Source organism: Pseudomonas fluorescens (assembly GCF_018614775.1).
In the GTDB taxonomy this organism is placed as follows: domain Bacteria; phylum Pseudomonadota; class Gammaproteobacteria; order Pseudomonadales; family Pseudomonadaceae; genus Aquipseudomonas; species Aquipseudomonas fluorescens_BY.
The window spans coordinates 15,465-40,771 of sequence record NZ_JAGGOF010000107.1 but is presented as its reverse complement, the minus strand read 5'-3'; the positions used below and the strand labels follow the sequence as shown (position 1 = coordinate 40,771).

Annotated in this window: 30 protein-coding genes and 1 pseudogene; 17 read left to right on the top strand and 14 right to left on the bottom strand. The window is 60.5% G+C overall.

Translation table 11 applies throughout. The features are described 5' to 3' along the window. Positions 1–8: 8 nt before the first annotated feature. On the bottom strand, positions 9–254 hold the full coding sequence (locus J7E36_RS23720; protein ID WP_215008525.1) for a type II toxin-antitoxin system Phd/YefM family antitoxin: 246 nt from the start codon (positions 252–254) through the stop codon (positions 9–11). A gap of 206 nt (positions 255–460) precedes the next feature. Between J7E36_RS23720 and J7E36_RS23715 the strand changes: the two are divergent. Then, positions 461–1,449: pseudogene (locus J7E36_RS23715) on the top strand (hypothetical protein). 127 nt (positions 1,450–1,576) lie between these two features. Continuing rightward, positions 1,577–1,894 carry a helix-turn-helix domain-containing protein gene (locus tag J7E36_RS23710; RefSeq protein ID WP_215008523.1) on the top strand — a complete coding sequence of 106 codons (318 nt, stop codon included), beginning with the start codon at positions 1,577–1,579 and terminating at the stop codon, positions 1,892–1,894. Between the two features lie 18 nt (positions 1,895–1,912). Here J7E36_RS23710 and J7E36_RS23705 read toward each other — a convergent pair whose 3' ends face one another. Beyond that, positions 1,913–2,971, bottom strand: coding sequence for an MBL fold metallo-hydrolase (locus tag J7E36_RS23705; protein ID WP_215008521.1), 1,059 nt, complete (start codon positions 2,969–2,971; stop codon positions 1,913–1,915). 186 nt (positions 2,972–3,157) lie between these two features. Here J7E36_RS23705 and J7E36_RS23700 point away from each other — a divergent pair, with 186 nt between their 5' ends. Next, positions 3,158–3,766: a TetR/AcrR family transcriptional regulator gene (locus J7E36_RS23700; protein ID WP_215008519.1), complete on the top strand. Its 609-nt coding sequence runs from the start codon at positions 3,158–3,160 to the stop codon at positions 3,764–3,766. Between the two features lie 74 nt (positions 3,767–3,840). On the opposite strand, the gene J7E36_RS23695 is transcribed toward J7E36_RS23700, so the two are convergent. Together J7E36_RS23695 and J7E36_RS23690 are read right to left on the bottom strand one after the other, a co-directional pair. Beyond that, positions 3,841–4,362 (bottom strand): DUF1003 domain-containing protein, encoded by a 522-nt coding sequence (locus J7E36_RS23695; protein WP_231286375.1) that lies wholly within the window; start codon positions 4,360–4,362, stop codon positions 3,841–3,843. 105 nt (positions 4,363–4,467) lie between these two features. Next, positions 4,468–5,415 (bottom strand): LysR family transcriptional regulator, encoded by a 948-nt coding sequence (locus J7E36_RS23690; protein WP_215008515.1) that lies wholly within the window; start codon positions 5,413–5,415, stop codon positions 4,468–4,470. A gap of 14 nt (positions 5,416–5,429) precedes the next feature. On the opposite strand from J7E36_RS23690, the gene J7E36_RS23685 reads away from it, so the two are divergent. After that, positions 5,430–6,140, top strand: a complete 711-nt coding sequence (locus J7E36_RS23685) for a CTP synthase C-terminal region-related (seleno)protein (RefSeq protein WP_215008513.1) — start codon at positions 5,430–5,432, stop codon at positions 6,138–6,140. Positions 6,141–6,426: 286 nt separating this feature from the next. On the opposite strand, the gene J7E36_RS23680 is transcribed toward J7E36_RS23685, so the two are convergent. Next, a complete protein-coding gene (locus tag J7E36_RS23680) occupies positions 6,427–6,753 on the bottom strand; it encodes a DUF2025 family protein (protein ID WP_215008511.1) in 327 nt (108 codons plus the stop codon). Between the two features lie 231 nt (positions 6,754–6,984). Here J7E36_RS23680 and J7E36_RS23675 point away from each other — a divergent pair, with 231 nt between their 5' ends. The 3 genes from J7E36_RS23675 to J7E36_RS23665 all read left to right on the top strand — a co-directional run bounded on the left by J7E36_RS23675 (position 6,985) and on the right by J7E36_RS23665 (position 9,748). Further along, complete coding sequence (locus tag J7E36_RS23675) at positions 6,985–8,112, top strand: glycerophosphodiester phosphodiesterase (RefSeq protein WP_215008509.1); 1,128 nt, start codon at positions 6,985–6,987, stop codon at positions 8,110–8,112. Positions 8,113–8,251: 139 nt separating this feature from the next. Next, positions 8,252–8,557 carry a PepSY domain-containing protein gene (locus J7E36_RS23670; RefSeq protein ID WP_215008507.1) on the top strand — a complete coding sequence of 102 codons (306 nt, stop codon included), beginning with the start codon at positions 8,252–8,254 and terminating at the stop codon, positions 8,555–8,557. A 168-nt stretch (positions 8,558–8,725) separates the two neighbouring features. Next, complete coding sequence (locus tag J7E36_RS23665; RefSeq protein WP_215008505.1) at positions 8,726–9,748, top strand: transporter; 1,023 nt, start codon at positions 8,726–8,728, stop codon at positions 9,746–9,748. Positions 9,749–9,800: 52 nt separating this feature from the next. On the opposite strand, the gene J7E36_RS23660 is transcribed toward J7E36_RS23665, so the two are convergent. Further along, positions 9,801–11,426 carry a methyl-accepting chemotaxis protein gene (locus J7E36_RS23660; protein ID WP_215008503.1) on the bottom strand — a complete coding sequence of 542 codons (1,626 nt, stop codon included), beginning with the start codon at positions 11,424–11,426 and terminating at the stop codon, positions 9,801–9,803. A 336-nt stretch (positions 11,427–11,762) separates the two neighbouring features. On the opposite strand from J7E36_RS23660, the gene J7E36_RS23655 reads away from it, so the two are divergent. From J7E36_RS23655 to J7E36_RS23645, 3 genes are all read left to right on the top strand, one after another. Continuing rightward, positions 11,763–11,906: a hypothetical protein gene (locus tag J7E36_RS23655; RefSeq protein WP_215008501.1), complete on the top strand. Its 144-nt coding sequence runs from the start codon at positions 11,763–11,765 to the stop codon at positions 11,904–11,906. A gap of 36 nt (positions 11,907–11,942) precedes the next feature. Beyond that, complete coding sequence (locus J7E36_RS23650) at positions 11,943–12,173, top strand: hypothetical protein (RefSeq protein WP_215008499.1); 231 nt, start codon at positions 11,943–11,945, stop codon at positions 12,171–12,173. A 103-nt stretch (positions 12,174–12,276) separates the two neighbouring features. Further along, entirely contained in the window at positions 12,277–13,476 is a 1,200-nt protein-coding gene (locus J7E36_RS23645) for an MFS transporter (RefSeq protein WP_215008497.1), read from the top strand. On the opposite strand, the gene arfB is transcribed toward J7E36_RS23645, so the two are convergent. The 3 genes from arfB to J7E36_RS23630 all read right to left on the bottom strand — a co-directional run bounded on the left by arfB (position 13,473) and on the right by J7E36_RS23630 (position 16,151). Continuing rightward, a complete protein-coding gene (gene arfB / locus J7E36_RS23640) occupies positions 13,473–13,886 on the bottom strand; it encodes an alternative ribosome rescue aminoacyl-tRNA hydrolase ArfB (RefSeq protein WP_215008495.1) in 414 nt (137 codons plus the stop codon). The genes J7E36_RS23645 and arfB overlap by 4 nt on opposite strands. Before the next feature lie 218 nt (positions 13,887–14,104). Next, positions 14,105–15,517, bottom strand: coding sequence for an amino acid permease (locus tag J7E36_RS23635; RefSeq protein ID WP_215008493.1), 1,413 nt, complete (start codon positions 15,515–15,517; stop codon positions 14,105–14,107). 313 nt (positions 15,518–15,830) lie between these two features. Continuing rightward, complete coding sequence (locus J7E36_RS23630) at positions 15,831–16,151, bottom strand: hypothetical protein (RefSeq protein WP_215008491.1); 321 nt, start codon at positions 16,149–16,151, stop codon at positions 15,831–15,833. Between the two features lies 1 nt (position 16,152). Here J7E36_RS23630 and J7E36_RS23625 point away from each other — a divergent pair, with 1 nt between their 5' ends. Both J7E36_RS23625 and J7E36_RS23620 read left to right on the top strand, forming a co-directional pair. Beyond that, a complete protein-coding gene (locus J7E36_RS23625; protein ID WP_003178782.1) occupies positions 16,153–16,290 on the top strand; it encodes a hypothetical protein in 138 nt (45 codons plus the stop codon). 92 nt (positions 16,291–16,382) lie between these two features. Continuing rightward, positions 16,383–17,348: a leucyl aminopeptidase gene (locus tag J7E36_RS23620; protein WP_215008489.1), complete on the top strand. Its 966-nt coding sequence runs from the start codon at positions 16,383–16,385 to the stop codon at positions 17,346–17,348. A 271-nt stretch (positions 17,349–17,619) separates the two neighbouring features. Here J7E36_RS23620 and rluB read toward each other — a convergent pair whose 3' ends face one another. From rluB to J7E36_RS23595, 5 genes are all read right to left on the bottom strand, one after another. Further along, positions 17,620–18,855, bottom strand: a complete 1,236-nt coding sequence (rluB, locus tag J7E36_RS23615) for a 23S rRNA pseudouridine(2605) synthase RluB (RefSeq protein ID WP_215008487.1) — start codon at positions 18,853–18,855, stop codon at positions 17,620–17,622. A gap of 286 nt (positions 18,856–19,141) precedes the next feature. Then, positions 19,142–20,080: an SMC-Scp complex subunit ScpB gene (scpB, locus tag J7E36_RS23610; protein WP_215008485.1), complete on the bottom strand. Its 939-nt coding sequence runs from the start codon at positions 20,078–20,080 to the stop codon at positions 19,142–19,144. Positions 20,081–20,091: 11 nt separating this feature from the next. Further along, positions 20,092–20,790, bottom strand: a complete 699-nt coding sequence (locus J7E36_RS23605; protein ID WP_215008554.1) for a segregation and condensation protein A — start codon at positions 20,788–20,790, stop codon at positions 20,092–20,094. Positions 20,791–20,922: 132 nt separating this feature from the next. Next, on the bottom strand, positions 20,923–21,552 hold the full coding sequence (locus tag J7E36_RS23600) for an L-threonylcarbamoyladenylate synthase (protein ID WP_215008483.1): 630 nt from the start codon (positions 21,550–21,552) through the stop codon (positions 20,923–20,925). A gap of 13 nt (positions 21,553–21,565) precedes the next feature. Next, complete coding sequence (locus J7E36_RS23595) at positions 21,566–22,429, bottom strand: PHP domain-containing protein (RefSeq protein ID WP_215008481.1); 864 nt, start codon at positions 22,427–22,429, stop codon at positions 21,566–21,568. An 87-nt stretch (positions 22,430–22,516) separates the two neighbouring features. On the opposite strand from J7E36_RS23595, the gene J7E36_RS23590 reads away from it, so the two are divergent. The 5 genes from J7E36_RS23590 to J7E36_RS23570 all read left to right on the top strand — a co-directional run bounded on the left by J7E36_RS23590 (position 22,517) and on the right by J7E36_RS23570 (position 25,254). After that, positions 22,517–23,113, top strand: a complete 597-nt coding sequence (locus tag J7E36_RS23590; protein ID WP_215008479.1) for a septation protein A — start codon at positions 22,517–22,519, stop codon at positions 23,111–23,113. Between the two features lies 1 nt (position 23,114). Continuing rightward, the gene (locus tag J7E36_RS23585) at positions 23,115–23,414 is read left to right on the top strand and encodes a YciI family protein (protein ID WP_215008477.1); all 300 of its coding nucleotides are present in this window, start codon (positions 23,115–23,117) and stop codon (positions 23,412–23,414) included. A 107-nt stretch (positions 23,415–23,521) separates the two neighbouring features. Continuing rightward, complete coding sequence (locus tag J7E36_RS23580; RefSeq protein ID WP_215008475.1) at positions 23,522–23,932, top strand: translation initiation factor 2; 411 nt, start codon at positions 23,522–23,524, stop codon at positions 23,930–23,932. 7 nt (positions 23,933–23,939) lie between these two features. Continuing rightward, positions 23,940–24,617, top strand: coding sequence for a response regulator transcription factor (locus J7E36_RS23575; protein ID WP_215008473.1), 678 nt, complete (start codon positions 23,940–23,942; stop codon positions 24,615–24,617). 199 nt (positions 24,618–24,816) lie between these two features. Then, positions 24,817–25,254, top strand: coding sequence for a Spy/CpxP family protein refolding chaperone (locus tag J7E36_RS23570; RefSeq protein ID WP_215008471.1), 438 nt, complete (start codon positions 24,817–24,819; stop codon positions 25,252–25,254). Positions 25,255–25,307 lie beyond the last annotated feature (53 nt).

Genomic DNA, 25,307 nt, shown 5'->3' with positions numbered 1-25,307 from the left:
CAAGCGCCTCATAGGCTGCCCTCGAATCCATCAATTATGTCTTCGGGGGTTTTGTCAAAATCAGCAGACATACGAATTTTGCCCTTCAATCGCCCAGGCTTGCGAACACGAGGGGTATCAACATGGGGCAGCAGATCCAGATACGGCTTGCCTGCCTTGGCAATCACCACCTTGTCGCCTTGCCATGCACGCTCAGCCAGTTGGGAAAGCTGGGACTTGGCTTCGTGCATGTTTACTTGCACCAGTTCATTCATAGGACACCTCCACCTGATTAGCTAAGCTAGCCTAAGTCCAAACAAGCCGTCGAGCAAGATGTCGAGCTGACCGCCTGTCAGCATGGTGTTCTGCCCAGTCCTTGAAAAATCATCGCGGAAATTTGCGCATGATTGAAAACATTCAGTGCAACCCACCCCACCGCCCGCTATTAATACCCATCCCACTCAAGGACCCGAGCCCTAACATGAAATTCGACCTCGCCTACTGCCGCAGCCTCGACGACAAGCTGTCGATCTATGACGTGCGCGATTTGAATTTCGACGAGACGATGGACTTCGATTCCGCGAAGGAGCATTTCCAATGCCCCAACGATGCCTGTCGGGCGGCGTTCGAGGCGGCGAATGTGTTGGGGACGTTCAATGCCAAGAATGTGAATTACGTGCGCACGCCGCATTTCAAGAACATTCCCAGCACCCGGCATGTCGAGGGTTGTCCTTATGCCAGCCTGAAAACGCCGGCGACCGGCCTGGACGCGGACGTCGCGGAAACGGATGACGGTCGGGAGGAACATTTCCCCTCGGAGTTGTTGCTGACTCGGCGGGCGTATGCGCGAAAGCCTTCCAACCCGGCGGTGGCGGCGGACGTTATAGATGGTGAACGAGCGCCTTCAGCCACCAATCATGTCGAGCACCCGGGCCGTGACTCGGCACCGGACAAGACCAGTGTCTTCGCTCACCCGGTGGAGTGTTTCGTCTCGAACTTCGCCGACAAGGATTTGCTCAAGCGCATGCCGCTGAAGATTGGCGAGCACACCGCGCCCTATGCATCGTTCTTCAAGAAGATCGAGTTTCTGCTGGACAACAAGGGGCTGATCTACTGGGGCAAGATCAAGAAGATCGAGGATTACCACAGCGCCAGTTTTCGCGTCGCTTCGAGCAGAAGGTCTGGGTCAAGCTACCCGGCGAGGCGAAGAAGAAGCCTTACTCGGTCAACGTTTACCTGAGCAAGAAGCTGATCGACAGCTACCGCAAGCGCAAGGCGTTTCTGGAAGAGATCAAGCACGCCGCCGAGAGCGAACGGGATTTGTATTGTTTCTTTTATGGTGTGACGCCGGAGCTCAAGCAGGTGCCGAGCAAGAAAAACCCCGAGCAGACGTTCGGGGTGTTCAGCGTCAATATCGAGAACCTGGATCACTTCATCATTCGTGAAGCGCCGGGGTTGGCCGATAACTGATTTCGTCTCAGCGTGACGGTACTGGGGCTGACCACTGGTCACCCATCAAAAAAATGAGATTGATCCGGCCTCAAAACAACTGTACAAAAACACAGTATTTTTGAATCCACCGCTTTGGAGAACTCCCATGGCCTCGCTCGCAATCAAGACCACCCTGGAACGCATCGCTGTCTATCAATTTACCCCTGCCCACTGTGCGCAGGCCCGAGCCATGCTGGGTTGGAGTGTCGAGGAGTTGTCCCGGCTGTCCGGCGTCTCGGTCCAGGCCATCCGACGCTTCGAAGCCGGTGGTGACCTGCTCGATGTGACGCGGCTGGCGCTGGCTTTTCGCTTTGAAGCCGAAGGACTGGTGTTCTTTCCCGGCTTTGCACCGGGGCGTGGCATGAACATCAAGGGCGCCACGCCGGACCCGATGGGACGGGCCGACTACGCGATGATCGAGTAGTCGGCGTTGCAGGAGGCGTCAGGCCGCGCCGGTCTGGTTCTGGTAGGCCGAGGCCTCCACGTCCAGCCACCAGGCCCGGCCACATTGCGGTTGGGCCAGGGTGAAGGCTTCGCCCATTTGCGGCGTGGTGATGGGCACGTTACGCTCCCAAGCCAGGGCCAGGATGCGATCGAAGGGTTCATACCAGGCGTGCATTGCCAGGTCGAAGGTGCCGTTGTGGATCGGTAGCAGCCAACGCCCCTTGAGGTCGATGTGAGCCTGGAGGGTTTGCTCCGGCTGCATATGGACATGGGGCCAATCGACGTTATAGGCACCGGTTTCCATCAGCGTCAGGTCGAAGGGACCGTAACGCTCGCCGATGCGTTTGAAACCGTCGAAGTAACCGGTATCGCCGCTGAAGAAAATCCTTGTGCCGCCGTCGATCATTACCCATGACGCCCAGAGGGTGCTGTTGCCATCCAATAGGCCTCGACCGGAAAAGTGTTGCGAAGGTGTGGCAATGAACTCGATGCCGTCCACCTCGGTACCTTGCCACCAATCCAGCTGACGGACCTTGCTGGCCTCGACACCCCATCTGACCAGGGTGTCACCCACGCCCAAGGGCGTCAGGAAATGCCGGGTCTTGGAAGCAAGCTTGAGGATGGCCTGGTAATCGAGGTGGTCGTAATGATCGTGGGAAAGGATCACCGCTTCGATGGGCGGCAGGTCTTCCAGACTGATGGGCGGCTGATGAAAACGCTTGGGCCCGGCCCATTGCACAGGAGACGCGCGCTCGGAGAACACCGGGTCGGTGAGCCAGAATTTGTCACGCAACTTGAGCAGCACGGTGGAATGGCCGAGACGGAAAACGCTGTGGTTCGGTGCCGCGAGCAACTGCGCGCGCGTTAGCGACTGGACCGTGATGGCGCCCGCAGGACGTGTGGTGCGCGGTTTGTGGAGGAGCATGTTCCAGATGATACGCATCATCTGGCCGAACCCTTCCCGCGGGGTGTGGGCGTGATTGCGATACTTCCCCTGTTCACGTTGAGAGGCAGGGTTGGCGGCCGCGTTGTCAGTCGCAGAAGAAGGAATGCTCATGGTGCGGTAACTCCAAGGACGTCGTCGTCATTGCGCTTCGTCGTTGTGGAACGCTGGATGGCTGCGAAATGCACCCTCAGTCATCCGCCTCAAAACTACACCACTCGGTGTAGTTTCTAGATTGCATGAATCCCCGGAGCAAGTAAACTACCGAGTGTAATTTCTCTCTTCTCACCGACGATGCCCATGACCGTACCGCAACGCCTCACCGAGCGAAAACGCGAAGCCATCCTCCAGGCCGCAATTGCCGAATTTCGCAGCAGCGGTTTCGAGGTCACCAGCATGGACAAGATCGCGGCGACTGCCGGTGTGTCGAAACGTACGGTTTACAACCACTTCCCAAGCAAGGAAGCGCTGTTTGCGGAAATCCTGAGCCGGTTGTGGAGCAGCATCACGGCAGAACAGGACACCGCCTACCGCTCGGATAAGCCCCTAAGGGAACAGCTTCAGGCGTTACTGCAGGCTAAACTGCGCATGCTGGCGGACGAGAATCTGCTCGACCTGGCGCGCATCGCCATCGCTGCCACAATTCATTCCCCCGAACGGGCCCAGGACATGGTCGCGCGCATGGGCGAACGCGAAGAAGGCTTGACCGCGTGGATACGTCTGGCCCAGGCCGATGGCCGGTTGCAAACCGTAGAGCCCGCGTTTGCCGCCCAGCAGTTGCACGGGCTGCTCAAGACGTTCGCCTTCTGGCCGCAGATTTCCATGGGCCAACCGAGCCTGACCGAGGCTGAACAGACCCGGGTGATCGAATCGGCGCTCGACATGTTCCTGGCTTACTACCAAACCTGAGCACGAGTACCACCGGGTTCGGGCCCTACTGCTCGTAGATTTCATCAGCAAACATGACGCGACGGACGAAAGGGCTACTGCTGCGATACGTTGTGCACAACTTTCGTATGCATCTCAGTGGTCAGGTTGTCGATACGCTCGGTCAATGCCTTGGTCATTTCCGTCAGGCGGGTGTTCTGCTCCAACAATTCAAGCAACTGCGCCGTATTCTGCGCGGCCGTGGCCTGGCGCTCACTGTTAGCGACCGCCAAGGCTTCGCGATGTTGGGCATCGGCTTCCGCCTGGGCTTTGTCGCGCGCGGCCTGACGAGTTTGCGCCAGCAGGATCAGCGGGGCGGCATAGGCTGACTGCAGGCTGAACGCCAGATTGAGCAGAATGAACGGGTAAGCATCGAAATGAACGATACCCGACAGGTTCAGGCCTACCCAGATCAACACGATCACGGTTTGCGCCCCGAGGAACATCGGCGTTCCGAAAAAACGCGCGAACGCCTCTGCCCGCAGCGCAAATCGGTCATTGCCGAAAGTGGGGCCCAAATGCGCGTGGGGGCGGTGAAAACGCAGGTGGTCAACAGCGTTATCGGAAGTGGGACGCAAGGGGTTCACCATTTTGATGCTCTCTGCCTGGGACGGATGCTCGAAGCACTATAACCGTCGTAGGGCATCGTCCTTTGATGCCGAGCGTATTCTGCTCGTTAAATGTCAGCCGCACCGCAGGTTGCGCCCCAACTCATCGAACAAGGTCACCACCGAGCGCAGCGCGCGGCAGTCCGGGCGGGTCAGGAGCCAAAGCGCCGTGTCATAGCCCGCTAGCGATTCGCCAATCGGCATGAGCCCCTGGTTTGGGTCGATCAGAAAGTCCGGCAGCGCGGCCACCCCCAAACCAGCCCGCACCAGTTCGGTGACCGAAAGCATGCTGTTGCAGCGATAAGCCGGCACCACACCGGGAAGGTGCTGGCGGCGCCAGGCCACGGAGGGATGATCGGGGAGGAAATCGTCTGGGGCGATCCAAGGCAAGGACATCAGATCATCCGAGTTCACCGAAGCCAGGTAAGTCGGGCTCGTGCACACCCGATAAGCAACACTGCCAAGATTTCGCCCCACCAGGTGTTCCGGCGGCGTGCGGGTCAAGCGCAATGCAATGTCGGCATCGCGGCGGCTCAGGTTGGCGAAGTCATTTGAGGTGCACAGCTCAAGGGTCAATGCGGGATAAGCGGGCATGAACCGCGCCAGCGCCGGCAGCAGCAAGGCTTGCAGGACCGAGTCGCTACAGGTCAGGCGCACGGTGCCGCTGACCACTTCACCGCCCTGCTCCACGCCAATACGTGCCGCCTCCAGGGCCTGCTCGGCGCGCTCGGCTTGTTCGGCCAGCGCCTGGGCCAGGCTCGTGGGCAAATACCCGGAACGGCTTTTTTCGAACAATGGCTGGCCGAGCGCTGCCTCCAGCCGGCGTATTGAACGAAAGACCGTGGACACGTCCACTTTCAGCAACTGGGAAGCCCGGGCCAGCGAACCGCCACGGACCAGCGCCAGGATCAGCGAGAGATCAGGGTAATCCAGACGATAGTGCGTCGCTGCATTGAGCACTTGGGTAAACGCCCATATTGATTGCGTGAACGCCAATCTATAGTGACCACCAGCAATCAACAAGCGGCGAGGCTCCCATGGAAAACCAGCGTCCTTTGCACATCGCTCTGGTCGGCGATCACGACCCACAGATAACGGCTCATCGGGCGATTCCTATCGCGCTGGCGCTTGCCGGGAAAAATACCGGCCGTGAGATTCGTTTCCAATGGGTGGCGACTGACCTCATCGCCGACAACGCGTTGCTGAATGATTTCGACGGCGTCTGGTGCGTACCGGGTAGCCCCTATCGGGACGAAGGCGGCGCATTGCAAGCCATTCGTTTTGCCCGCGAACAGCGTCTCCCTTTTCTCGGCACCTGCGGCGGCTTTCAGCATGCCGTGCTGGAATACGCCCGTAACGTGATGGGCTGGGACGATGCGGCACACGGCGAGACGTCTCCCGAGGCCGAACGGGTTCTGGTGACGCCATTGAGTTGTGCCCTGGTTGAAACCATCGATAGCCTCCAGCTCAGCGCGGGCTCATTGATTGCCGAGGCGTATGGGCGCCAGGCGGTTTTCGAGGGTTATCACTGCCGATTTGGGGTTAATCCGGATTTTGAAGACGAGCTGTTGAGTGAACGCTTGCACGCCGTAGCTCGGGATTCGGCCGGCGAGCTGCGGGCCGTGGAGCTGCGCGATCATCCATTCTTTGTCGCGACGCTGTTTCAACCGGAACGGGCGGCGTTGGAAGGTCGTGTGCCGCCGCTGGCGCGGGCGTTTGTGGAGGCCTGTGCAAAGTCCCGACTTTGAGCGCACCGCCCCATGGAGCACCACAAATCCCCTGTGGGAGCGAGCTTGCTCGCGATAGCGGTGGGTCAGTTTGCATCCATGCTGAATGTGAATCCGTCATCGCGAGCAGGCTCGCTCCCACAGGGGTTCTCGGGTGGTCGCAAGATCTTTGGAGCACTGCAAATCCCATGTGGGAGCGAGCCTGCTCGCGATTGCGGTGGGTCAGCTTGCAGCGATGTTGAATGTGCCGCCGCCATCGCGAGCAGGCTCGCTCCCACAGGTTTCCGGTTCAAGTCGAGATCGTGGCTCAGCTTTCCACCCGTTGCCGCACCGCAACGATCTCCGGCACGTCGCTGCGCGCCATGTACACCCGCAACGGTTCGGTGAGGTTGATGCGGTCGTCAATGTTCTGGTCCAGCAGCAGCTGGATCCGCTCGCGCTTGAGGGTCATGGTGCCGTCCTTGACAGGGGCCCAGACAAATTCGCAGGCGGGAATGATGCCGTCGTCGGCCACGTCCATGCCGAAGGCGTCTTCGCTGAAGCGCACGATGTATTGGCCGGTCTTGCGGTTCAGGCCGACAAAACCCTTGAGCTGGTCGGCGGCCTGGCAGATGAGTGTCGAAGTGGTGTGCATGGTAAACCTCAGAACGTCTGATTGATGGTTTACACGCAGGGCAAGCGAACACAGGATTTAAGGTCTCCCTCTGCCGGGGAAACTGGTGCGGCCAAGGGTACTGCAAAGCGTCCTGAAATTGCGTGGGAAAAATCTGCTTTGCACACGTTTATGTCGGTATGGCGATAGCGCTGGCGGCGCTCAGTTGTTAAAAGATAGGTTTTTGCAGAAACCTACGAAAGGATCTCGAGCATGCCTGTCACCTTCACCCGCAGTGCCTTGATGTTGAGCCTGTTGCTCGGCCTCGGCCAGGCACACGCCAGCGAAGTAGCGAGCCCCAAGGCCCTGGCGGCCCTTCAGGGCATTCCTCATCCGGCGGTCATTGCCCACCGTGGCGCCTCGTTCGACGCACCGGAATCCACCGCCGCCTCCTACAAACTGGCCCGCGACCTGGGCGCCGACTACCTGGAGCTGGACCTGCAACGCAGCAAGGATGGCGTGTTGTTCGTCCTGCATGACGACAACCTGCTTCGCACCACGGACGTTGCGACCAAATTCCCTGAGCGCAAGGACCGCTCCGCCAATGAGTTCACCATGGCCGAACTCAAAACCCTCGATGCCGGCAGCTGGTTCAACACCGCTTACCCGGACCGCGCCCGTCCTTCGTTCTCGGGCCTGAAAATCCTGACCCTCGATGAAGTGATCAACATCGCCGAAGGCAACCCGCAGCACAAACCCGGGCTGTACATTGAAACCAAGGAGCCGAAGCTGTTTCCCGGCATCGAACGCGACCTGAAGGATAAATTGCAGGACCGCGGCTGGCTGAGCCCCTCCGGCTCCAAACTTGCCAAAAGCGCTACCGGTGTAGGCCAAGGCAAGGGCAAAGTGGTCTTGCAGACCTTCGAAAAGAGCAGCCTCGAACTGCTGCAAAAAGAGATGCCGAAAGTGCCGAAGATCCTGCTGTTGTGGGTCGGCGAAGGCAACATCGAGCCCAAGTCCAAGGTGCCGTTTGCCGAATCCGGCGAAACCGACAAGGCGGCCTATTACGCCAGGCAGGAACCCAAGGACAAGGCTGAATTCGAGAAATGGGTCCAGTACGCCAAGGCACTGGGAGCCGCCGGCACCGGGCCATCCGCGGCATTGACCCACGGCGGCAGCCAGAGCTACTCGGACCTGGTGCAACCGTGGATGAACCAATACACCCACGACCAGGGGCTACTGGTGCACGTCTACACCGTGGACGAGACCGTGGACTTCAAGAAAGTGCTGGATGCCGGCGTCGATGGCATCTTCACCAACCGCGCCAGTGAACTGCTCAAGTACTTCAAGCGGCCCGCGACTGGCACTGTCGCGCAGTTGCTGGAGAAGAACGGTTATTGAAACCGGACACGCCCGTGGGGAACTACGGGCGTGTGTGTGCATTCCAAGTTGTTACAAATTAAGGGTGAATTAAGTTGCCAGCGTTAGCCTGAACCCACTTAAACGAATCACCCCCTTAATGACACCAAGGAAAGCACTTATGAAAACATTGACTGCCCTGTTTACCGCTGCTGCCCTGACCCTTACCGCTGGCCTGGCCCAGGCGGACGTGCGGGTTGACCAGATTCCGCAACTGGTCAAGGAAGGCAAGATCAAGTCCCTGGAATCGATGAACGAAGAAGCCCTGAAGTTGCACCCGGGCGCCACCATCACCGACACCGACCTGGACAACCACTTCAACGGTTATGAGTACGAAGTTGAACTGAAAACCGCCGATGGCAAAGAGTTCGATGTCGACTTCGATGCCACCACTGGCAAAGTCCTGAGCGACAAGCTGGACACTTGATTCATCCGTAAAGAGCCGCGCAACGTTCAAGTTGCGCGGCTCTTTTTTTTTGTGGGAGAAAGCCGTCGACCGCTGCGTCTCCCGTCACAAAACCTTCAAAAAACCTTGCCATGATCTCGTCCAAGTGAACCTGTAGCCAGCGCAGGCACTTCCCGCCAGCGAGACGTCATGAACCACAGCATCGATCAAAGCCACCGCGATCCGGACCTGTTTGGCCTGCTCTACGGGTTTCGCTTTCGCCCCGGCGAGCGTGGACGGGAGATCGATTCGGCCCAAGCGTTGCGAAGCCTGCAGCAGCCGCAAGACGACGATGAGTTCCTCTGGCTGCACCTGAACCTGGCCCACGCGGCTTGCGAGCGCTGGATGAAGAGTCATCTGGCCTTGCCCGAGGAGTTTTTCGAAGCCCTGCACGAAGGCTCGCGCTCGACCCGCATCGAACACGTGGATTCGGCGTTGCTGGCAGTGGTGAACGATGTGGTGTTCAACCTCAGCAGCCTGGTGTCCTCGGATGTGTCGACGTTGTGGGTGTGTGTTCACAGCCGATTGATCGTCAGCGCGCGCCTGCAACCCCTGCACTCGGTCGACAAGCTGCGCTCATCGGTCAAGGCCGGCGAACACTTTCGCTCACCACTGGAATTGCTCGTGCATCTGCTGCGCGACCAGGGCGAAGTGCTGACCCAGATCGTGCGCAAGACCAGCCTCAGTGTCGATCAGATCGAAGATCAGTTGCTGTCGTCACGGCTGTCCACCAATCGCGCCGAGCTGGGCAGCCAGCGCCGGGTCCTGGTGCGGCTGCAACGTCTGCTGGCGCTGGAGCCGGGTTCGTTGCTGCGCCTGCTTAACCGTCCGCCGCAATGGTTGCAGAAAGAAGACGTCAAGGAACTGCGCAAATCCACCGAGGAGTTCGCCCTCATCATCAACGACCTGACCGCGCTGGGTGAACGGATCAAGCTGTTGCAGGAAGAGATCGCCGCCAACCTCAACGAACAGAGCAACCGCACCCTGTTCACCCTGACCCTGGTCACGGTGCTGGCCCTGCCCATCAACATCATTGCCGGTTTCTTTGGCATGAACGTCGGCGGCGTGCCACTCGCCACTGACCCCGAGGGTTTCTGGATCCTCGTGGCGCTGGTGGTGACCTTCACCGTGATCGCCGGCCGCTGGGCGTTTCGCAAGCGACGGGATTACTGATCGGCTGCTCTTGTCTACCTGCTGGTCGGCGTGCCCCTCACCAAGGTGCCAGTCAGGCACTCAACCGCGCCGTCACGTCATTCAACTGCCCCGACAGACGATGCAAATTGCCACTGGCTGCTTCGGTGCGCTGCACATTGTCCAGGTTGGTGCTGGCAATGCTGGTGATTTCGGTGAGGTTGCGCGAGATGTCTTCGGCCACCGAGGTCTGCTCTTCCGCAGCCGTGGCGATCTGGCGGTTCATGTCACGGATCGCTTCGACGGCCTCGGTGATGCGCTCGAGCATCGCGCCCGCTTGGGTCACCTGCTCCACACTTTCTTCACTGCGCGACTGGCCGCTTTCGATGGCCTGGGCTGCGTCGACCGCACCGGTTTGCACTGTCTGGATGATCTGGTTGATCTCGATGATCGACGCCGCCGTGCGCTGGGCCAGGCTGCGGACTTCATCGGCGACCACGGCGAAACCGCGACCCGCCTCACCCGCCCGGGCCGCTTCGATGGCCGCGTTGAGCGCCAGCAGGTTGGTCTGTTCGGCAATCCCGCGAATCACTTCCAGCACTTTGCCGATGCGCCCGCTGTCGGTTTCCAACTGACGAATAACCGTAGCGGTGTTGGCTATTTCGCCACGCATGCGGGTGATGGTGTGGATGGTCCCCTGCATGACCTTCTCACCCTGTTGCGCCGACTGATCGGCATCGTCGGCGGCCCTTGCCGCATCGGCGGCGTGGCGCGCCACTTCCTGGGCCGTGGCGGACATTTCGTTCATCGCCGTTGCCACCTGATCGGTGCGCTCGAACTGCTCGTTGGTGCCTCGGCTCATCAGGCTGGCAATGGCATTGAGCTCACCGCTGGCGCTGTCCAGATCCGTGGCGCTGCGTTGCAGGCGGGTAAAGGTTTCGGCGAGGAAATCACGCAGGGTGTTGGCGGCTACCGCCAGGTTGCCCAACTCGTCCTGGCGATTGCTGCTGACCCGCTCGGCGAATCGTCCGCGACTCAATTGGGTGACATAGTCGATCAGGCTCCGGATCGGCTGCACCAGGTTACGGTTGACCAGCCACAGGCTGAACAATCCGATCAGCAAGCCCGACACCAGCATCACCGCGACGCCGAGCATGATCGTGCGGTCGGCCCCGGCACTGATCGACACCGACTGGTCGCTGCCCAGTTTGTGCAGATCGACCACCAGCTCGCTCATCTGCTCACTGGTGGCACGGTCCATGCCCTTGACCGCCGAATCCCCCGCCGCTGCGTCACCGCCCGCCGCTACAAAGACGTCCCGCCCCTTCTGATAGGCCGAACCCAACTGGCGGTGTTCATCGCGCAGACGCTCGATGCGTGTCTTGATCTGGGCCGGGAGATCCTGGTGGCCAATCAGCTCACTCAAAATGCCTTGGACATCACCCTGACGTGCTTCGAACTGCTTCCAGTATTTTTCCCGTTCCGTGGGCTCCTTGCCCCGCAACAGAACGTTTTTCCATTCCTGGACCTGTGACTTGAATTGCAGGTTGGCTTCGTCGATTGCCTGGGAGGCGCGCAACGGCCCATCGATCAAGTTGCGATAGTTCTGTACACCATCGGAAAGGAAATGAAACGACGCCAGGGCGATCAGTAACATCGCCAGCAAACTCCCGCTCAGCAAAGCGAGAATCTGGGCTTTCAGGGATTTTTGCAGAAACATGGAGGAGGATCTCTACGAAGTAATGAAGCCGAGCCCACGGACCAATATGTCCAGACCTTCCATGTCGCGCGCAAACGGCGTTGAACGTGATTGCTGGGATACGTCTCGCCATCGGCCCGAGAGCCCCACTCTTGAGCGCCAGGGGCGACCGACCGTCGGGCCGTGAGCGTCCCCAGCGGCGTCACGAACGTTCGCCCTGACCTGTCAAGACAAACCCATCGGTCGGTGCGGCAGGATTTAAAAGTCTTTTTGTCATTTCTCCTGCTGTATCCTGCCCAGGCTTTTTAAAAGCGCGGATCAACCAGATCTACCCACAGACTTTGCGAGGAGCGCGATATGCACGAGATCCCTAATCTCCCCTTCCCAAGCCTGCACGACACTGAGCAGACGACCACGCTAAATGCCGGGGGGCCAGCAGACGCCCAGCAGCCCGAGCCGAAAGAAGCCACTGAACGCCGCCAGGCCGACAGCGAAGACTGATCCACTGCGTAACCAGACCGTGTGGAAAGCGCTAAGATGCGCTTTCCACACTGCCTGAATGTCGAACCTTTCATGACCGATGACACCCCCACCTTCAGCGAAGCCCAGGCCAGCGTACTGATCGGCACCGCCGAAAAAATGGTCGAGATCTGGACCCGCCTTTCGCCCGAGAAACAAGCCGCGCTGCTGGCGCGTTTCGGCACCGAGGAAAACGCCCTCGCCGCGTTGGTCACCACGCACCTGGTCGGTGGACAAAACGACCGCTGAGTCACCGTTCGGCAAATAGTTTTACTTTTGCGCGCTCTGCCACCACGGTCGCCGTTATCATAAGCAGCCTATCTATTCTTGCTGCTCCGTGGATCCTTTACTCATGTCAGATTCCCAGCGCCCCCTGGCGGTCACGCTGCAAGTGGTTTCCATCGTTCTGTTCACGTTCATCGGCTACCTGAATGTCGGTATTCCCCTGGCCGTGCTGCCCGGGTATGTCCATGGCGAACTGGGATTCGGCGCGGTGATCGCCGGATTGGTCATCAGCGTGCAATACCTGGCCACCTTGCTCAGCCGCCCGTACGCGGGACGGATCATCGATAACCTGGGGAGCAAGCGCGCGGTCATGATCGGTCTCGCCGGTTGCGGATTGAGCGGAGTGTTCATGCTGGTGTCGGCCTGGACCTCAAGCCTGCCGTCCTTCAGCCTGGTCAGTCTGTTGATCGGCCGGCTGGTGCTGGGCAGCGCGGAAAGCCTGGTGGGCTCGGGTTCCATTGGCTGGGGCATTGGTCGGGTCGGCGCGGCGAATACCGCCAAGGTGATTTCCTGGAATGGCATCGCCAGTTACGGCGCGCTGGCGATTGGCGCGCCACTGGGGGTGTGGCTGGTGAATGCGCTGGGGCTATGGAGCATGGGGGTCAGCATCATCTTGCTGGCGCTGCTGGGCCTGGCGCTGGCCTGGCCGAAGACCGCCGCGCCCATCGTTGCTGGCGAGCGCTTGCCGTTCATGCACGTGCTGGGACGCGTCTTGCCCCACGGCTGCGGCCTGGCCCTGGGCTCGATCGGGTTTGGCACCATCGCCACCTTCATCACCCTGTACTACGCCACCCAGCACTGGGAAAACGCCGTGCTGTGCCTGAGCCTGTTCGGTGCCAGCTTTATCGGCGCGCGCTTGTTGTTCGGCAATCTGATCAACCGTCTGGGTGGCTTCCGGGTCGCGATTGCCTGCCTGTCAGTGGAAGTCCTGGGCCTGTTGCTGCTGTGGCTGGCACCGGATGCGCATTGGGCCTTGGCGGGCGCGGCGTTGAGCGGTTTCGGCTTTTCCCTGGTGTTTCCGGCCTTGGGCGTGGAGGCGGTCAACCTGGTGCCGGCGTCCAGTCGTGGGGCCGCAGTGGGGGCTTATTCGTTGTTCATCGATTTGTCGCTGGGCATCACCGGGCCGCTGGCCGGGGCCATTGCGGCGGGCTTTGGCTTCGCGTCGATCTTTTTGTTCGCGGCATTGGCAGCCTTGGGTGGATTGATCCTGAGCATCTATCTGTACCGTCAGGCGCCGAGACAGCGCCAGGCACGGGACAGAAGCTAGAAGTCGATCTTGCCGCGCCCGGCCTTGATCGAACCGCGCTTGGTCTTGGACTCCAGCCGACGTTTCTTCGAGCCCAGGGTCGGCTTGGTCGGGCGGCGCTTTTTCTCGATCTTGGTGGCGCTGAGGATCAGCTCGGCCAGCCGCTCCAGCGCATCGGCACGGTTCTGTTCCTGGGTGCGGTATTGCTGGGCCTTGATGATCAACACACCGTCACTGGTAATACGACTGTCGCGCAGGGCCAGCAGCCGCTCCTTGTAGAACTCGGGCAAGGACGAGGCCGGGATGTCGAAGCGCAAGTGCACGGCGCTGGACACCTTGTTGACGTTCTGCCCCCCGGCACCCTGGGCGCGGATGGCCGTCAGCTCGATCTCGGCGTCGGGAATGTGCACGGTGTTGGAAATCGCCAGCATAAAAAGCGTCCGCTATCAGGACCCACAGAATACCCTGAATCCCCAGGACAACACCTACCCCCTGTGGGAGCGAGCCTGCTCGCGATGGCGTCGGGTCAGAAACATCAATGGTGGCTGGCACACCGCAATCGCGAGCAGGCTCGCTCCCACAGGGGTTCTATGAACTCTGGAGGCACCAACCCCGGCATTCAGCCGGGTTTGGTGCAGGTCAACGATGCCTACTTGGCAACCGCCGCCACACCCATCTCTCGCCGGGCACTGCGCTTGTTCTTGATCACGTAGCACACCCACATGAACACCAGCCACACCGGAATCGCGTACACCGAGACCTGGATGCCGGGAATCAGCAGCATCACGCCGAGAATGAACACCACGAACGCCAGGCAGACATAGTTGCCGTAGGGGTACCACAGCGCCTTGAACAGCGGCACCTGGCCAGTCTGGTCCATGTGCTGGCGGAATTTGAAGTGCGAGTAACTGATCATTGCCCAGTTGATCACCAGCGTGGCGACCACCAGCGACATCAGCAGCTCCAGCGCATGTTGCGGGATCAGGTAGTTCAACAGCACCGCCACCAACGTGACCGCTGCCGATGCAAGGATCGAACGCACCGGCACGCCGCGCTTGTCGATCTTTGACAAGGCTTTGGGCGCATCGCCCTGCTCGGCCATGCCCAGCAACATGCGGCTGTTGCAGTAGGTGCCGCTGTTGTACACCGACAACGCCGCGGTCAGCACCACGAAGTTGAGGATGTGCGCCGCCGTATTGCTGCCCAGCATCGAGAACACCTGCACGAACGGGCTGCCGCTGTAGGGGTCGCCCGAGGCGTTGAGGGTACTCAGCAGGCTGTCCCATGGGGTCAGCGACAACAGCACCACCAGGGCGCCGATGTAAAAAATCAGGATTCGGTAGATCACCTGGTTGATGGCCTTGGGGATCACGGTTTTCGGCTTGTCGGCCTCGGCGGCGGTGAAGCCGAGCATTTCCAGGCCGCCGAAGGAGAACATGATGATCGCCATGGCCATGACGAGCCCGCTGACGCCGTTGGGGAAGAACCCACCGTGGGACCACAGGTTGGTCACCGACGCTTGCGGTCCGCCATGACCGCTGACCAGCAGATAGCTGCCCAGGGCGATCATGCCGACGATTGCCACGACCTTGATGATCGCGAACCAGAATTCGGCCTCACCGAAGACTTTGACGTTGGCCAGGTTGATGGCGTTGATCAGGATGAAGAACGCCGCGGCCGAGGCCCAGGTCGGAATGTCCGGCGCCCAGTAGTGGATGTACTTGCCCACCGCTGTCAGCTCGGACATGCCCACCAGGATGTAGAGAATCCAGCAGTTCCACCCGGACAGGAACCCGGCGAAACCGCCCCAGTACTTGTGGGCAAAGTGACTGAAGGAACCGGCCACCGGCTCTTCGACGATCATTTCGCCCAACTGGCGCATGATCATGAAGGCGATGAAACCGCAGATGGCGTAGCCGAGGATCATCGACGGGCCGGCTGACTTCAGCACCCCGGCCGAGCCGAGGAACAGGCCGGTGCCAATGGCGCCGCCGAGGGCGATCAATTGAATGTGGCGATTTTTCAGGCCGCGTTTCAGCTCGCCTGTAGTTACAACGGTCATGCGTCACCTGTTTGTTTTTATCTGTGACGAAATCGAACCCGACACGCTTGTGGCGTGGCGGAGTGAACAAGGCGGATAGCCTTGAAAGTGCGTGGGTACGCGAAGGGTCACAGTAAAACGCGGGGCGCATTGTACACCGCTGCCCTTGCGCTGCCAGACACCCTTACAAGGCATGGGGTGCATCTGAACCTCCCCATGGATTGGAAACAAGCCAGCCAGCACCCACTGACACGACGCTCAGAGAGCCTACTGGAAGCTTTTTCTTACATTCACATGAAGGGCCGTTTCGGACCGAGTGCGGGCATGCTTTTCGTCAGTATTTCTTTACAGCGCGTAACGCATTTTTTCCATGTAGGAATTTTCTGTCATCTGTCTGGAAATTGACGGTAGGAAGCTTGCTAATGAATAAACCCGCCAGCCATTTGTTTATACAGGCAAAAAAAAGCCGGCAAAAATAGAACAAAAAGTTCATTTTAAAAAAATAAAATATTTTTTTGCCTTCTAAAAAACCCTCGACTAGGTTCTCAGGAACTTGCCAAGGCATCGTGCCGACAAGTTTTGCGGGGCCGTTTGCGGCCAGTTTCAATCGCCGCATCGACCCGCTTTTTCCGTAAAAGTCATCTAGGAGATTCACTATGCAAGCACTGGACAAAGACTTGGAAACCGAACTGCAACTGGACGAATGGTTTGAAGCGCCAACCCATGAAGCCGCTGTTGAAATGATGCAAGCCGACGCGGTCGTTCCGTTCGGCACGGCGATGTGGCCTCTGTAGGCACAGCCCGGCGGAGGCGGTCCGGCCGGTCGACTCCGCCACTTTTTGCCGTTGTCATGGAAGCTCACTACATCTGTCAGGGAAGAATAAGCATGGACACACAACGAGCCATCTCACATTTCCTTTACTACCTCGAACACCACCCTGCCCTGGCCGGCATCCAGCCCGCCAAGGTGTTGCTCGGTCATACCGCCGACTACGAGGCGCTGACCGGCGCCATCGCCGAACAGGCTGGCAGCGGATCACCTTTCCGGTTCAACGCCATGCGTCTGGACCTTGAACCCACGGAGCACCTGTCCAAGGCCATTGCCGACAGCGATCTGTACATTTTCTTCTACGACTCTTCCACCCTGCCCAACCCACGCCCCGACGGCCCGGACTTTGTCCGCGCGCTGCAAGGCGTGATGGCGGACAACTGGAAGAAATCGCTGCTGTTCAAAGACTACGGCGACTATTTCTACGACACGTTCAGCGTCATCCCCCAACGGATCGCCGGGCTCAACAGTCACCTGATCCGGCGCATGTCCCAAGCGACGACGTTGAGTTTCCAGGATGACCACGGCTCGTATTTCGACACGGCCCTGGGCAGCGTGAAAAAATGGACCGACATCAACGGCGTCGGCAACTACGACCTGGCGCCCGGGGAAATCGCCACCCACAGCGACACCATCAATGGCCGGGTGAAATTCGTCGGCACGTTCCTCAGCACCATTCCGTTTGCGCGCAAATACGGCGTGCTGCAATCGCCGCTGGAGCTGTGGATCAAAGACTCCACCATCCAGAAAATCGCCACCGACGTGCCGGGCCTGGAACACGATTTCAACAAGTACCTGGACGCTAACCCGTCCAACCGGCGTATCGAAGAGTTGGGGATCGGCACCAACGAAGGGGTCAAGAGCCTGTATGCCCGCAACGCCGGTTTCGAGGAGCGCCATTGCGGCCTGCACCTGGGGCTCGGCGGCGGGGCCAAGGGCAGTCATCACCTGGACCTGATCTTCGAGAGCGGTGTGCTGGCGCTGGATGATGAAGCGATGTTTGATGGGCGGTTTGTGTTTTAGGGGCAGCTTTGAGGGGCAAGCTTCAAGCGGCAAGCGAGGGGAGGCTGGAAGAAAGGGGCTGGGCTGCTGGCCTCATCGCGAGCAGGCTCGCTCCCACAGGGGAATGGCGCCGGACACAAATGCTTCATCCACTGAAAATCAACTGTGGGAGCGAGCCTGCTCGCGATAGCGGTCTAAGCTGCCCCACATCACCTAAGCCGAACAAAAAAAAACGCCAACCCTACGGTTGGCGTTTTTTCTTGCAGCTTGCAGCTAGAAACTCACAGCTGCCTCACTCCGGCTTACGACGCCCGAACCCCGGACGCTGGCCGGAACCGGCCGGTGCGCCACGGCGCTTGCCCGAGGGCGCGTCGCGATCGACCAGGACGATGCCCGGGCGTTTCTTCGGCGCCGGCTTGGCCGGACGCTTGGTGTCGGCTGGACGATCGGCCACTGGCGTACCGCGGCCAGCGGGCGCACCACGACCTTCGCCACGTTCAGTCCGACCGTTGGCCGGACGTGGCGTGCGCGGACCGCGCTCGCCGTCCGGGCGAGCGGCCGGCTTGCGGGCCGGACGTTCGCCTTCGATCTGCGGCTCACGGGAGGGACGTGGGCCAGTCGCTGCACCCTCGGCAGCCGGACGCAGCGTACGCACGCGCTCGGTCTTGCCCATCGGACGCGAGGACTTGCGCTGCATGCGTTCCAGCTTGTCCTTGCTCTTGGCGGTCATCTGCGGCATCGCCACAGGCTTGAGGCCCACCTCGGCCGCCAGGATGTCGACTTCGTACTGGCTCATTTCGCGCCAGCGGCCCATCGGCAGGTCGGAGTTGAGGAACACCGGGCCGAAACGCACGCGCTTCAGACGGCTGACCACCAACCCCTGGGATTCCCACAGGCGGCGTACCTCACGGTTACGGCCTTCCATCACCACGCAGTGGTACCAATGGTTGAAACCTTCACCACCAGGCGCCTGCTTGATGTCGGTGAAACGCGCCGGACCGTCTTCCAGCACGACGCCGGCCTTCAGGCGCTCGATCATCTCGTCATCGACTTCGCCACGCACACGCACGGCGTATTCGCGGTCCATCTCGTAGGACGGGTGCATCAGCCGGTTGGCCAACTCACCGTCGGTGGTGAACATCAACAGGCCGGTGGTGTTGATGTCGAGGCGACCGATGTTGATCCAGCGGCCTTCTTTGGGACGCGGCATCTTGTCGAACACGGTCGGGCGGCCTTCCGGGTCGTCACGGGTGCAGATCTCGCCGTCGGGCTTGTTGTACATGATCACGCGGCGCACCGTTTCGGCGGCCTCTTCACGCTTGATCACCTTGCCATCGATGGTGATGGCGTCGTGCATGTCGACACGCAGGCCCAAGGTGGCATCTTTGCCGTTGACCTTGATGCGGCCCTGGGTAATCCAGGTTTCCACGTCACGGCGCGAACCGACGCCGATACGGGCGAGGACTTTTTGCAGTTTCTCGCCGGCTGGGCCGATTTCCTGGCTGTCGTTGGGGTCTTGGTCTTTCATTCTGGGCACCTCCCGGTGTGGTCGGCCAGGCGTGGCCTGACGCTTTGAAAACAGGTCTTCGGCGAAGGGATCGCCAAAGGGTCGCGAATCATACGCCCGTTGAGGCGTTTGCGCATCAGAGACTAGCTGATGGATGGACGTTCAGTGGGTTTTCCGCTGATCGGTGGTAAACCGCCCTGCATTCCCCCTGTGGGAGCGAGCCTGCTCGCGATGACGGCAGCCTATCCAACATCGATGCAAGCTGAACGACCGCTATCGCGAGCAGGCTCGCTCCCACAAAGGCAGATCAATCATCAAACTGGCGACGCTCATTCTCGATCGCTTCGGCCAACGCCCGGGCCTCCGCTTCTTCATCGCTCAGTTCAGGCTCGGGCTCGGGCTCGCGCGGTTCAAGGGCAGCGACAGCGGCCAGCAGTTTCTCCCGGGCTTGGGCAACACCGAGGATGTCTTCCTCGGGCTCGACCGCAGGTTCAATTTCACGGTCAGGGGCCAGGTCTTCAGTACGCGGCTCGTCACGCAGCAAATCGTCGAAGTCGGTCTTGAGCCCCTCCTCCATGGTGTCCAACTCCAGCAGCAACGAATGGAAACTGGTCTCTTCCTTGGGTTCCTCCGGCTCGGCGCTGGCGTCGGCCAGTTCCTGCAGACCCTGGGGCACCGGCGCGTCGTCGAACTCCAACATGGGTTCGGGCTCGATCTCCCGCAGCTCGGCCAAGGGCGGCAGGTCATCCAGGTTCTTCAGGTTGAAGTGATCGAGAAAGGCCTTGGTGGTGGCGAACATCGCCGGTTTGCCCGGCACATCGCGATAGCCAACGACGCGAATCCACTCCCGCTCCAGCAGTGTCTTGACGATGTGGCTGTTGACCGCCACGCCCCGCACATCTTCGATCTCGCCCCGGGTGATCGGTTGGCGGTAGGCGATCAACGCCATGGTTTCGAGCATGGCGCGGGAATAGCGCTGCGGCCGCTCCTCCCACAGCCGGCCGACCCACGGCGCGAATTTCTCGCGGATCTGCAGGCGATACCCGGAGGCCACTTCCTTGAGCTCAAACGCCCGCCCCTCGCAGGATTTACCCAGCAGCGTCAGGGCTTTCTTGAACACGGCCGGCTCAGGCCGCTCGCCTTCCTCGAAGAGTTCGAACAGGCGCTCCATCGATTGCGGCTTTCCCGAGGCCAACAGGAAAGCTTCAAGCAAGGGGGCAAGCTCGCGGGGTTCAGTCAGGTTCATTGATTTGCTCGTTATTCGGCTCGTGCCCGCACGTGGATCGCTGCGAACGGCTCATTCTGCACCAGCTCGACCAAGGATTCCTTGACCAATTCCAACACCGCCATAAAGGTCACCACCACGCCCAAGCGTCCTTCCTCGGCGGTGAACAGCTCGACGAACGGCACAAAGCCGCCGCCCTTGAGCCGTTCCAGCACGTCGCTCATGCGCTCGCGGGTGGACAATGCTTCGCGGCTGACCTGGTGACTTTCAAACATGTCGCCCCGGCGCAGGACCTCGGCCATGGACATCAGCAACTCTTCCAGGCTGACATCCGGCAGCAACTTGCGGGCCCTGGCCTCGGGCGCATCCAACTTGGGCACCACTACATCGCGCCCGACCCGGCTCAAGCCGTCGATGCCTTCCGCGGCAGCCTTGAAGCGCTCGTATTCCTGCAAGCGGCGAATCAGTTCGGCGCGCGGGTCGTCTTCTTCTTCCTCGACCGCCGCCGAGCGTGGCAACAGCATCCGCGACTTGATCTCGGCGAGCATGGCCGCCATCACCAGGTATTCGGCCGCCAGTTCCAGGCGCACCGACTGCATCAGCTCGACATAGCCCATGTATTGGCGGGTGATTTCCGCCACGGGAATGTCGAGGATGTTGATGTTCTGTTTGCGAATCAGGTACAGCAGCAGGTCGAGCGGGCCCTCGAAGGCTTCGAGGAACACTTCCAGGGCATCGGGCGGGATGTACAGGTCCAGGGGCATTTCCAGGACCGCCTGGCCATAGACCATGGCGAACGGCAGTTCCTGTTGCGCGCCCGCCTGGCTGTCCGGGTTTTCCACGGGGGTTTGCACCGCGGACATTCAGGCCTCGGCCATGAACGGGGCCGGATCACCGCAGCCGACACGCACCACCTGCGGCTCGCCGTCGGCCAGGTTGATCACGGTGGAGGCCTTCAGGCCGCCAAAACCGCCGTCAATGATCAGTTCGACCTGATGTTCGAGCAACTGGCGAATCTCGTAGGGGTCGGTCAGCGGCTCGGTGTCACCGGGCATGATCAGCGACACGCTCATCAACGGTTCCCCCAACTCGGCCAGCAGCGCCAGGGCGATGGGATGGCTCGGTACCCGCAGGCCGATGGTGCGTTTTTTCGGGTGCAGCAACAGCCGCGGGACTTCCCGCGTGGCGTTGAGAATAAAGGTGTACGGCCCGGGCAAGTGAGCCTTGAGCAGGCGGAAAGTGCCCGTGTCGATCTTGGCGAACAGCCCAAGCTGCGACAGGTCGCTGCAGATCAATGCAAAGTTGTGCTTGTCGTCCAGTTGACGCAGGCGCCTGACCCGCTCAACGGCATTCTTGTCACCGATCTGGCAGCCAATGGCGTAGGCGGAGTCGGTCGGATAGACCACCACCCCACCACTGCGGATGATTTCGACAGCCTGTTTGATCAGGCGCGCTTGCGGGTTTTCCGGATGAATCTGGAAAAATTGACTCACGTGTTCTACCTGTTCAGACGGCGGCGGTAACGGGATCATGTTTGAATCTACACCATAGTGGTGGCAGATCTTCCGGCAACGGGCGATATTCGCCGATCTCGGACCAGCCCCCGGGAACATGGAAATCACTGCCGGCAGTCACCAGCAGGCCGAACTCACGGGCCAGGATCGCCAGGCTGCCGACCTGCTCGGCCGGCTGATGGCCGTTGACCACCTCGATGGCATGGCCCCCTGCTTGAATATAGTCGGCGACCAGGCGGCGGCGCTTGCTGCGGGTGAAATCATAGTGCCACGGATGCGCCAGGCTGACCCAGGCGCCAGCGGCTCGCAGGGTCTCGACGGTTTCTTCCAGCGTCGGCCAGTGCTGCTTGACGTCCCCCAGCTTGCCGGCCCCCAACCATTTGCGGAACGCTTCGGCGCGGTCCTTGACGAACCCTTCGCGCACCATCCAGTCGGCAAAGTGTGGCCGGGCCGGTGCGTTGCCGCTGTCGCCCAGTTCCTGCTGGACCTGCCGGGCGCCGTCCAGCGCACCGGGCATGCCCTTGACGGCCAGTTTGCGGCTGATTTCTTCAGCGCGTAGCCAGCGGCCATCGTGCAGTTGCGCGATGGCCTGGACCAGCGCCGGTGCATTTATATCAAAACCATAGCCCAGCACATGAATGGTTGCGCCACCCCAAGTGCAGGACAGCTCGACCCCATTGACCAGTTGCATGCCCAACGCGGTCGCAGCGCTACGGGCCTCGTCGAGGCCTTCGAGGGTGTCATGGTCGGTCAGGGCCAGGACTCGCACGCCGTGCTCGAACGCCCGCGCCACCAGAACCGCAGGCGCCAGGGCGCCATCGGAGGCCGTGCTGTGGCAGTGCAAATCAACATTCACGAGAGTTTGTTACCTCAAATCAGCTGGCCCTATCGCGGCCAAGGATGTTTGTTATTATGCCGCCACATCCTGCTTCTGGCTGCCATTGTGAAACAATTCATCGACTTCATCCCGCTGCTGCTGTTTTTCGTCGTCTACAAACTGGACCCTCGAACCGTGGACATCGCCGGTCATTCCTTGACGGTAGGCGGTATCTACAGCGCCACTGCGGTGCTGATCATCAGCTCCCTGGTGGTCTACGGCGCACTGTTCATCTCCCAGCGCAAACTGGAGAAGAGCCAGTGGCTGACCCTGATCGCCTGCCTGGTGTTCGGCAGCCTGACCCTGGCCTTCCACAGCGAAACCTTCCTCAAGTGGAAAGCCCCGGTGGTCAACTGGTTGTTCGCCCTGGCCTTTATCGGCAGCCATTTCATCGGTGACAGCCTGCTGATCAAGCGCATCATGGGCCACGCCCTGAGCCTGCCGGACGTGATCTGGACCCGGCTGAACATCGCCTGGATCGCCTTTTTCCTGTTCTGCGGTGCGGCCAACCTGTTCGTTGCGTTCACGTTCCAGGATTACTGGGTCGACTTCAAAGTCTTCGGCAGCCTGGGCATGACGCTGTTGTTCCTGATCGGCCAGGGCATCTACCTGTCCCGTCATCTGCACGATGCCGACACCACCACGCCAAAAACCGAGGACTGACATGCTCTACGCAATCATTGCCACTGACGTCGCCAATTCCCTGGAGAAACGCCTGGCCGCTCGCCCCGCGCACCTGGAGCGCCTGCAACAGCTCAAGGCCCAAGGCCGTGTCGTGCTGGCCGGCCCTCACCCGGCAGTAGACAGCAATGACCCGGGCGCCGCCGGTTTCAGCGGCAGCCTGATCGTGGCCGAGTTCGACTCCCTCGCCGCCGCGCAAGCCTGGGCTGAGGCCGACCCGTTCGTGACGGCCGGCGTCTATGCCAACGTCGTGGTCAAGCCGTTCAAGCAATCCATGCCGTAAATGTCCCCGACGCGATGAGCCTGCGCGGCTCATCGCGTTCAATCGCTCATTGTTCTCGTCTGCCTGCCGACAACCTGTCTAATCTCGATTGGAATTCAGGAGTTGCAATGCGCAAAGGTCCGTTGTGCCTGTTGTGGGTCACGTTGGCGATCGGGGCACCCGCCCATGGCGAAGAAAGCACCGAGGGCAGTCATTCGGCGCCCTTGTCACTGAGCGCCGGCAGCCAGATTGTCGAGCTGCAGCAACGCTTGAAAGACAGCGAGCGCCAGCGCGAAGAGCTGAGCAAACAACTGCAGAACGCCGACGGCGAACGCGAAAGCGCCTTGCTGGGCCGGCTGCGCCAGGAAAACCAGCGCCTGAAACTGCAACTCAAGGAAGCCCAGGCAAGCCCGTTGCCGCACCTGCTGACCGATCAACAGCAATGGTTCGTCGTGGGCGCCGGGGTAGCGCTATTGGCCCTGCTCTGCGGTATCTTTGCCAGCGGTGGACGTAGACAACGTCGGCAATGGCTAAATTGAGTGAGTCATGAGCGAGCTGTTACTGATAGACGATGACCAGGAGCTGTGTGAGCTGCTGGTGAGTTGGTTGGGCCAGGAAGGTTTTCAGGTCCGGGCCTGCCACGACGGCCAGAGTGCCCGCAAGGCGCTGGCCGAAACCGCCCCGGCGGCAGTGGTGCTCGATGTGATGCTGCCCGATGGCAGCGGCCTGGAACTGCTCAAGCAATTGCGCAACGATCATCCGGAACTGCCGGTGGTAATGCTCTCGGCCCGCGGCGAACCACTGGATCGCATCCTGGGCCTGGAGCTGGGCGCCGACGATTACCTGGCCAAGCCCTGCGACCCACGGGAGCTGACCGCCCGTCTGCGCGCCGTGTTGCGTCGCAGCCACCCGACGGCGGTGTCCAGCCAGATCGAACTGGGTGACCTGACCTTCAGTCCGGTTCGTGGCGTGGTCAGCATCGACGAGCAGGAACAGACCCTCACCGTTTCCGAAAGCCGCTTGCTCGAAGCCTTGCTCAAGCAACCCGGTGAGCCACTGGACAAGCAGGAACTGGCGCAGATCGCCCTGGGCCGCAAGCTCACCCTGTACGACCGCAGCCTCGACATGCATGTCAGCAACCTGCGCAAGAAAATCGGCCCCCATCCCGACGGTCGCCCGCGCATCGTGGCGCTGCGTAGCCGGGGTTACTACTACAGCCTCTGAACCGATCCCTCTGTGGCAAGACCGGGCTGCGGGAGCAAAGCTTGCTCCGCCAGAGTCAGGTGTTTGCCTTTTAAGATTTGTAAGCCCTGCCCCCAACGCTCTTTACCCAAGCTTTACCCAGCCCTGACCGCCGCTGACCTTGATCTCCGTAATCTGCACACATCCGGAACTGACCGGGAATGAGACAAGGAGATACACCATGCGCAAGACCCTTATCGCTCTGATGTTCGCTGCCGCCCTGCCTACCGTCGCCATGGCCATGCCTGAAGGTCCCGGCCCGATGGGCCCGATGGACGGCCCGCGTCATGGCGGCCAGATGCACGACAAAGGTCCGTACAGCCAACTGGATTTGAGCCGCGAACAGCGCCAGCAGATCCGCAAGATTATGGGCGAACAGCGCCACGAGCGCCGCGAACTGGTAGAAAAGTACCTGGCCAAACTGTCGCCTGCCGATCAGAAAGCCATGAAAGATGAAATGGCCGCCCGACACGAGAAAGTCGACGCCCAGATCCGCGGCCTGCTCAAGCCTGAACAGCAAAAAGAGTTCGACGCGATCCAGAAGAAACAGGCCGAACGTCGCGCCGAGTGGGCCGAATTCAAGGCCTGGAAGGCGCAACAGCCGCAAAAGGCGCAATAATGCGTTGAAGTGTCCCAGCCCAACGGCAAGCCACCGTTGGGCTTTCTTTGTTT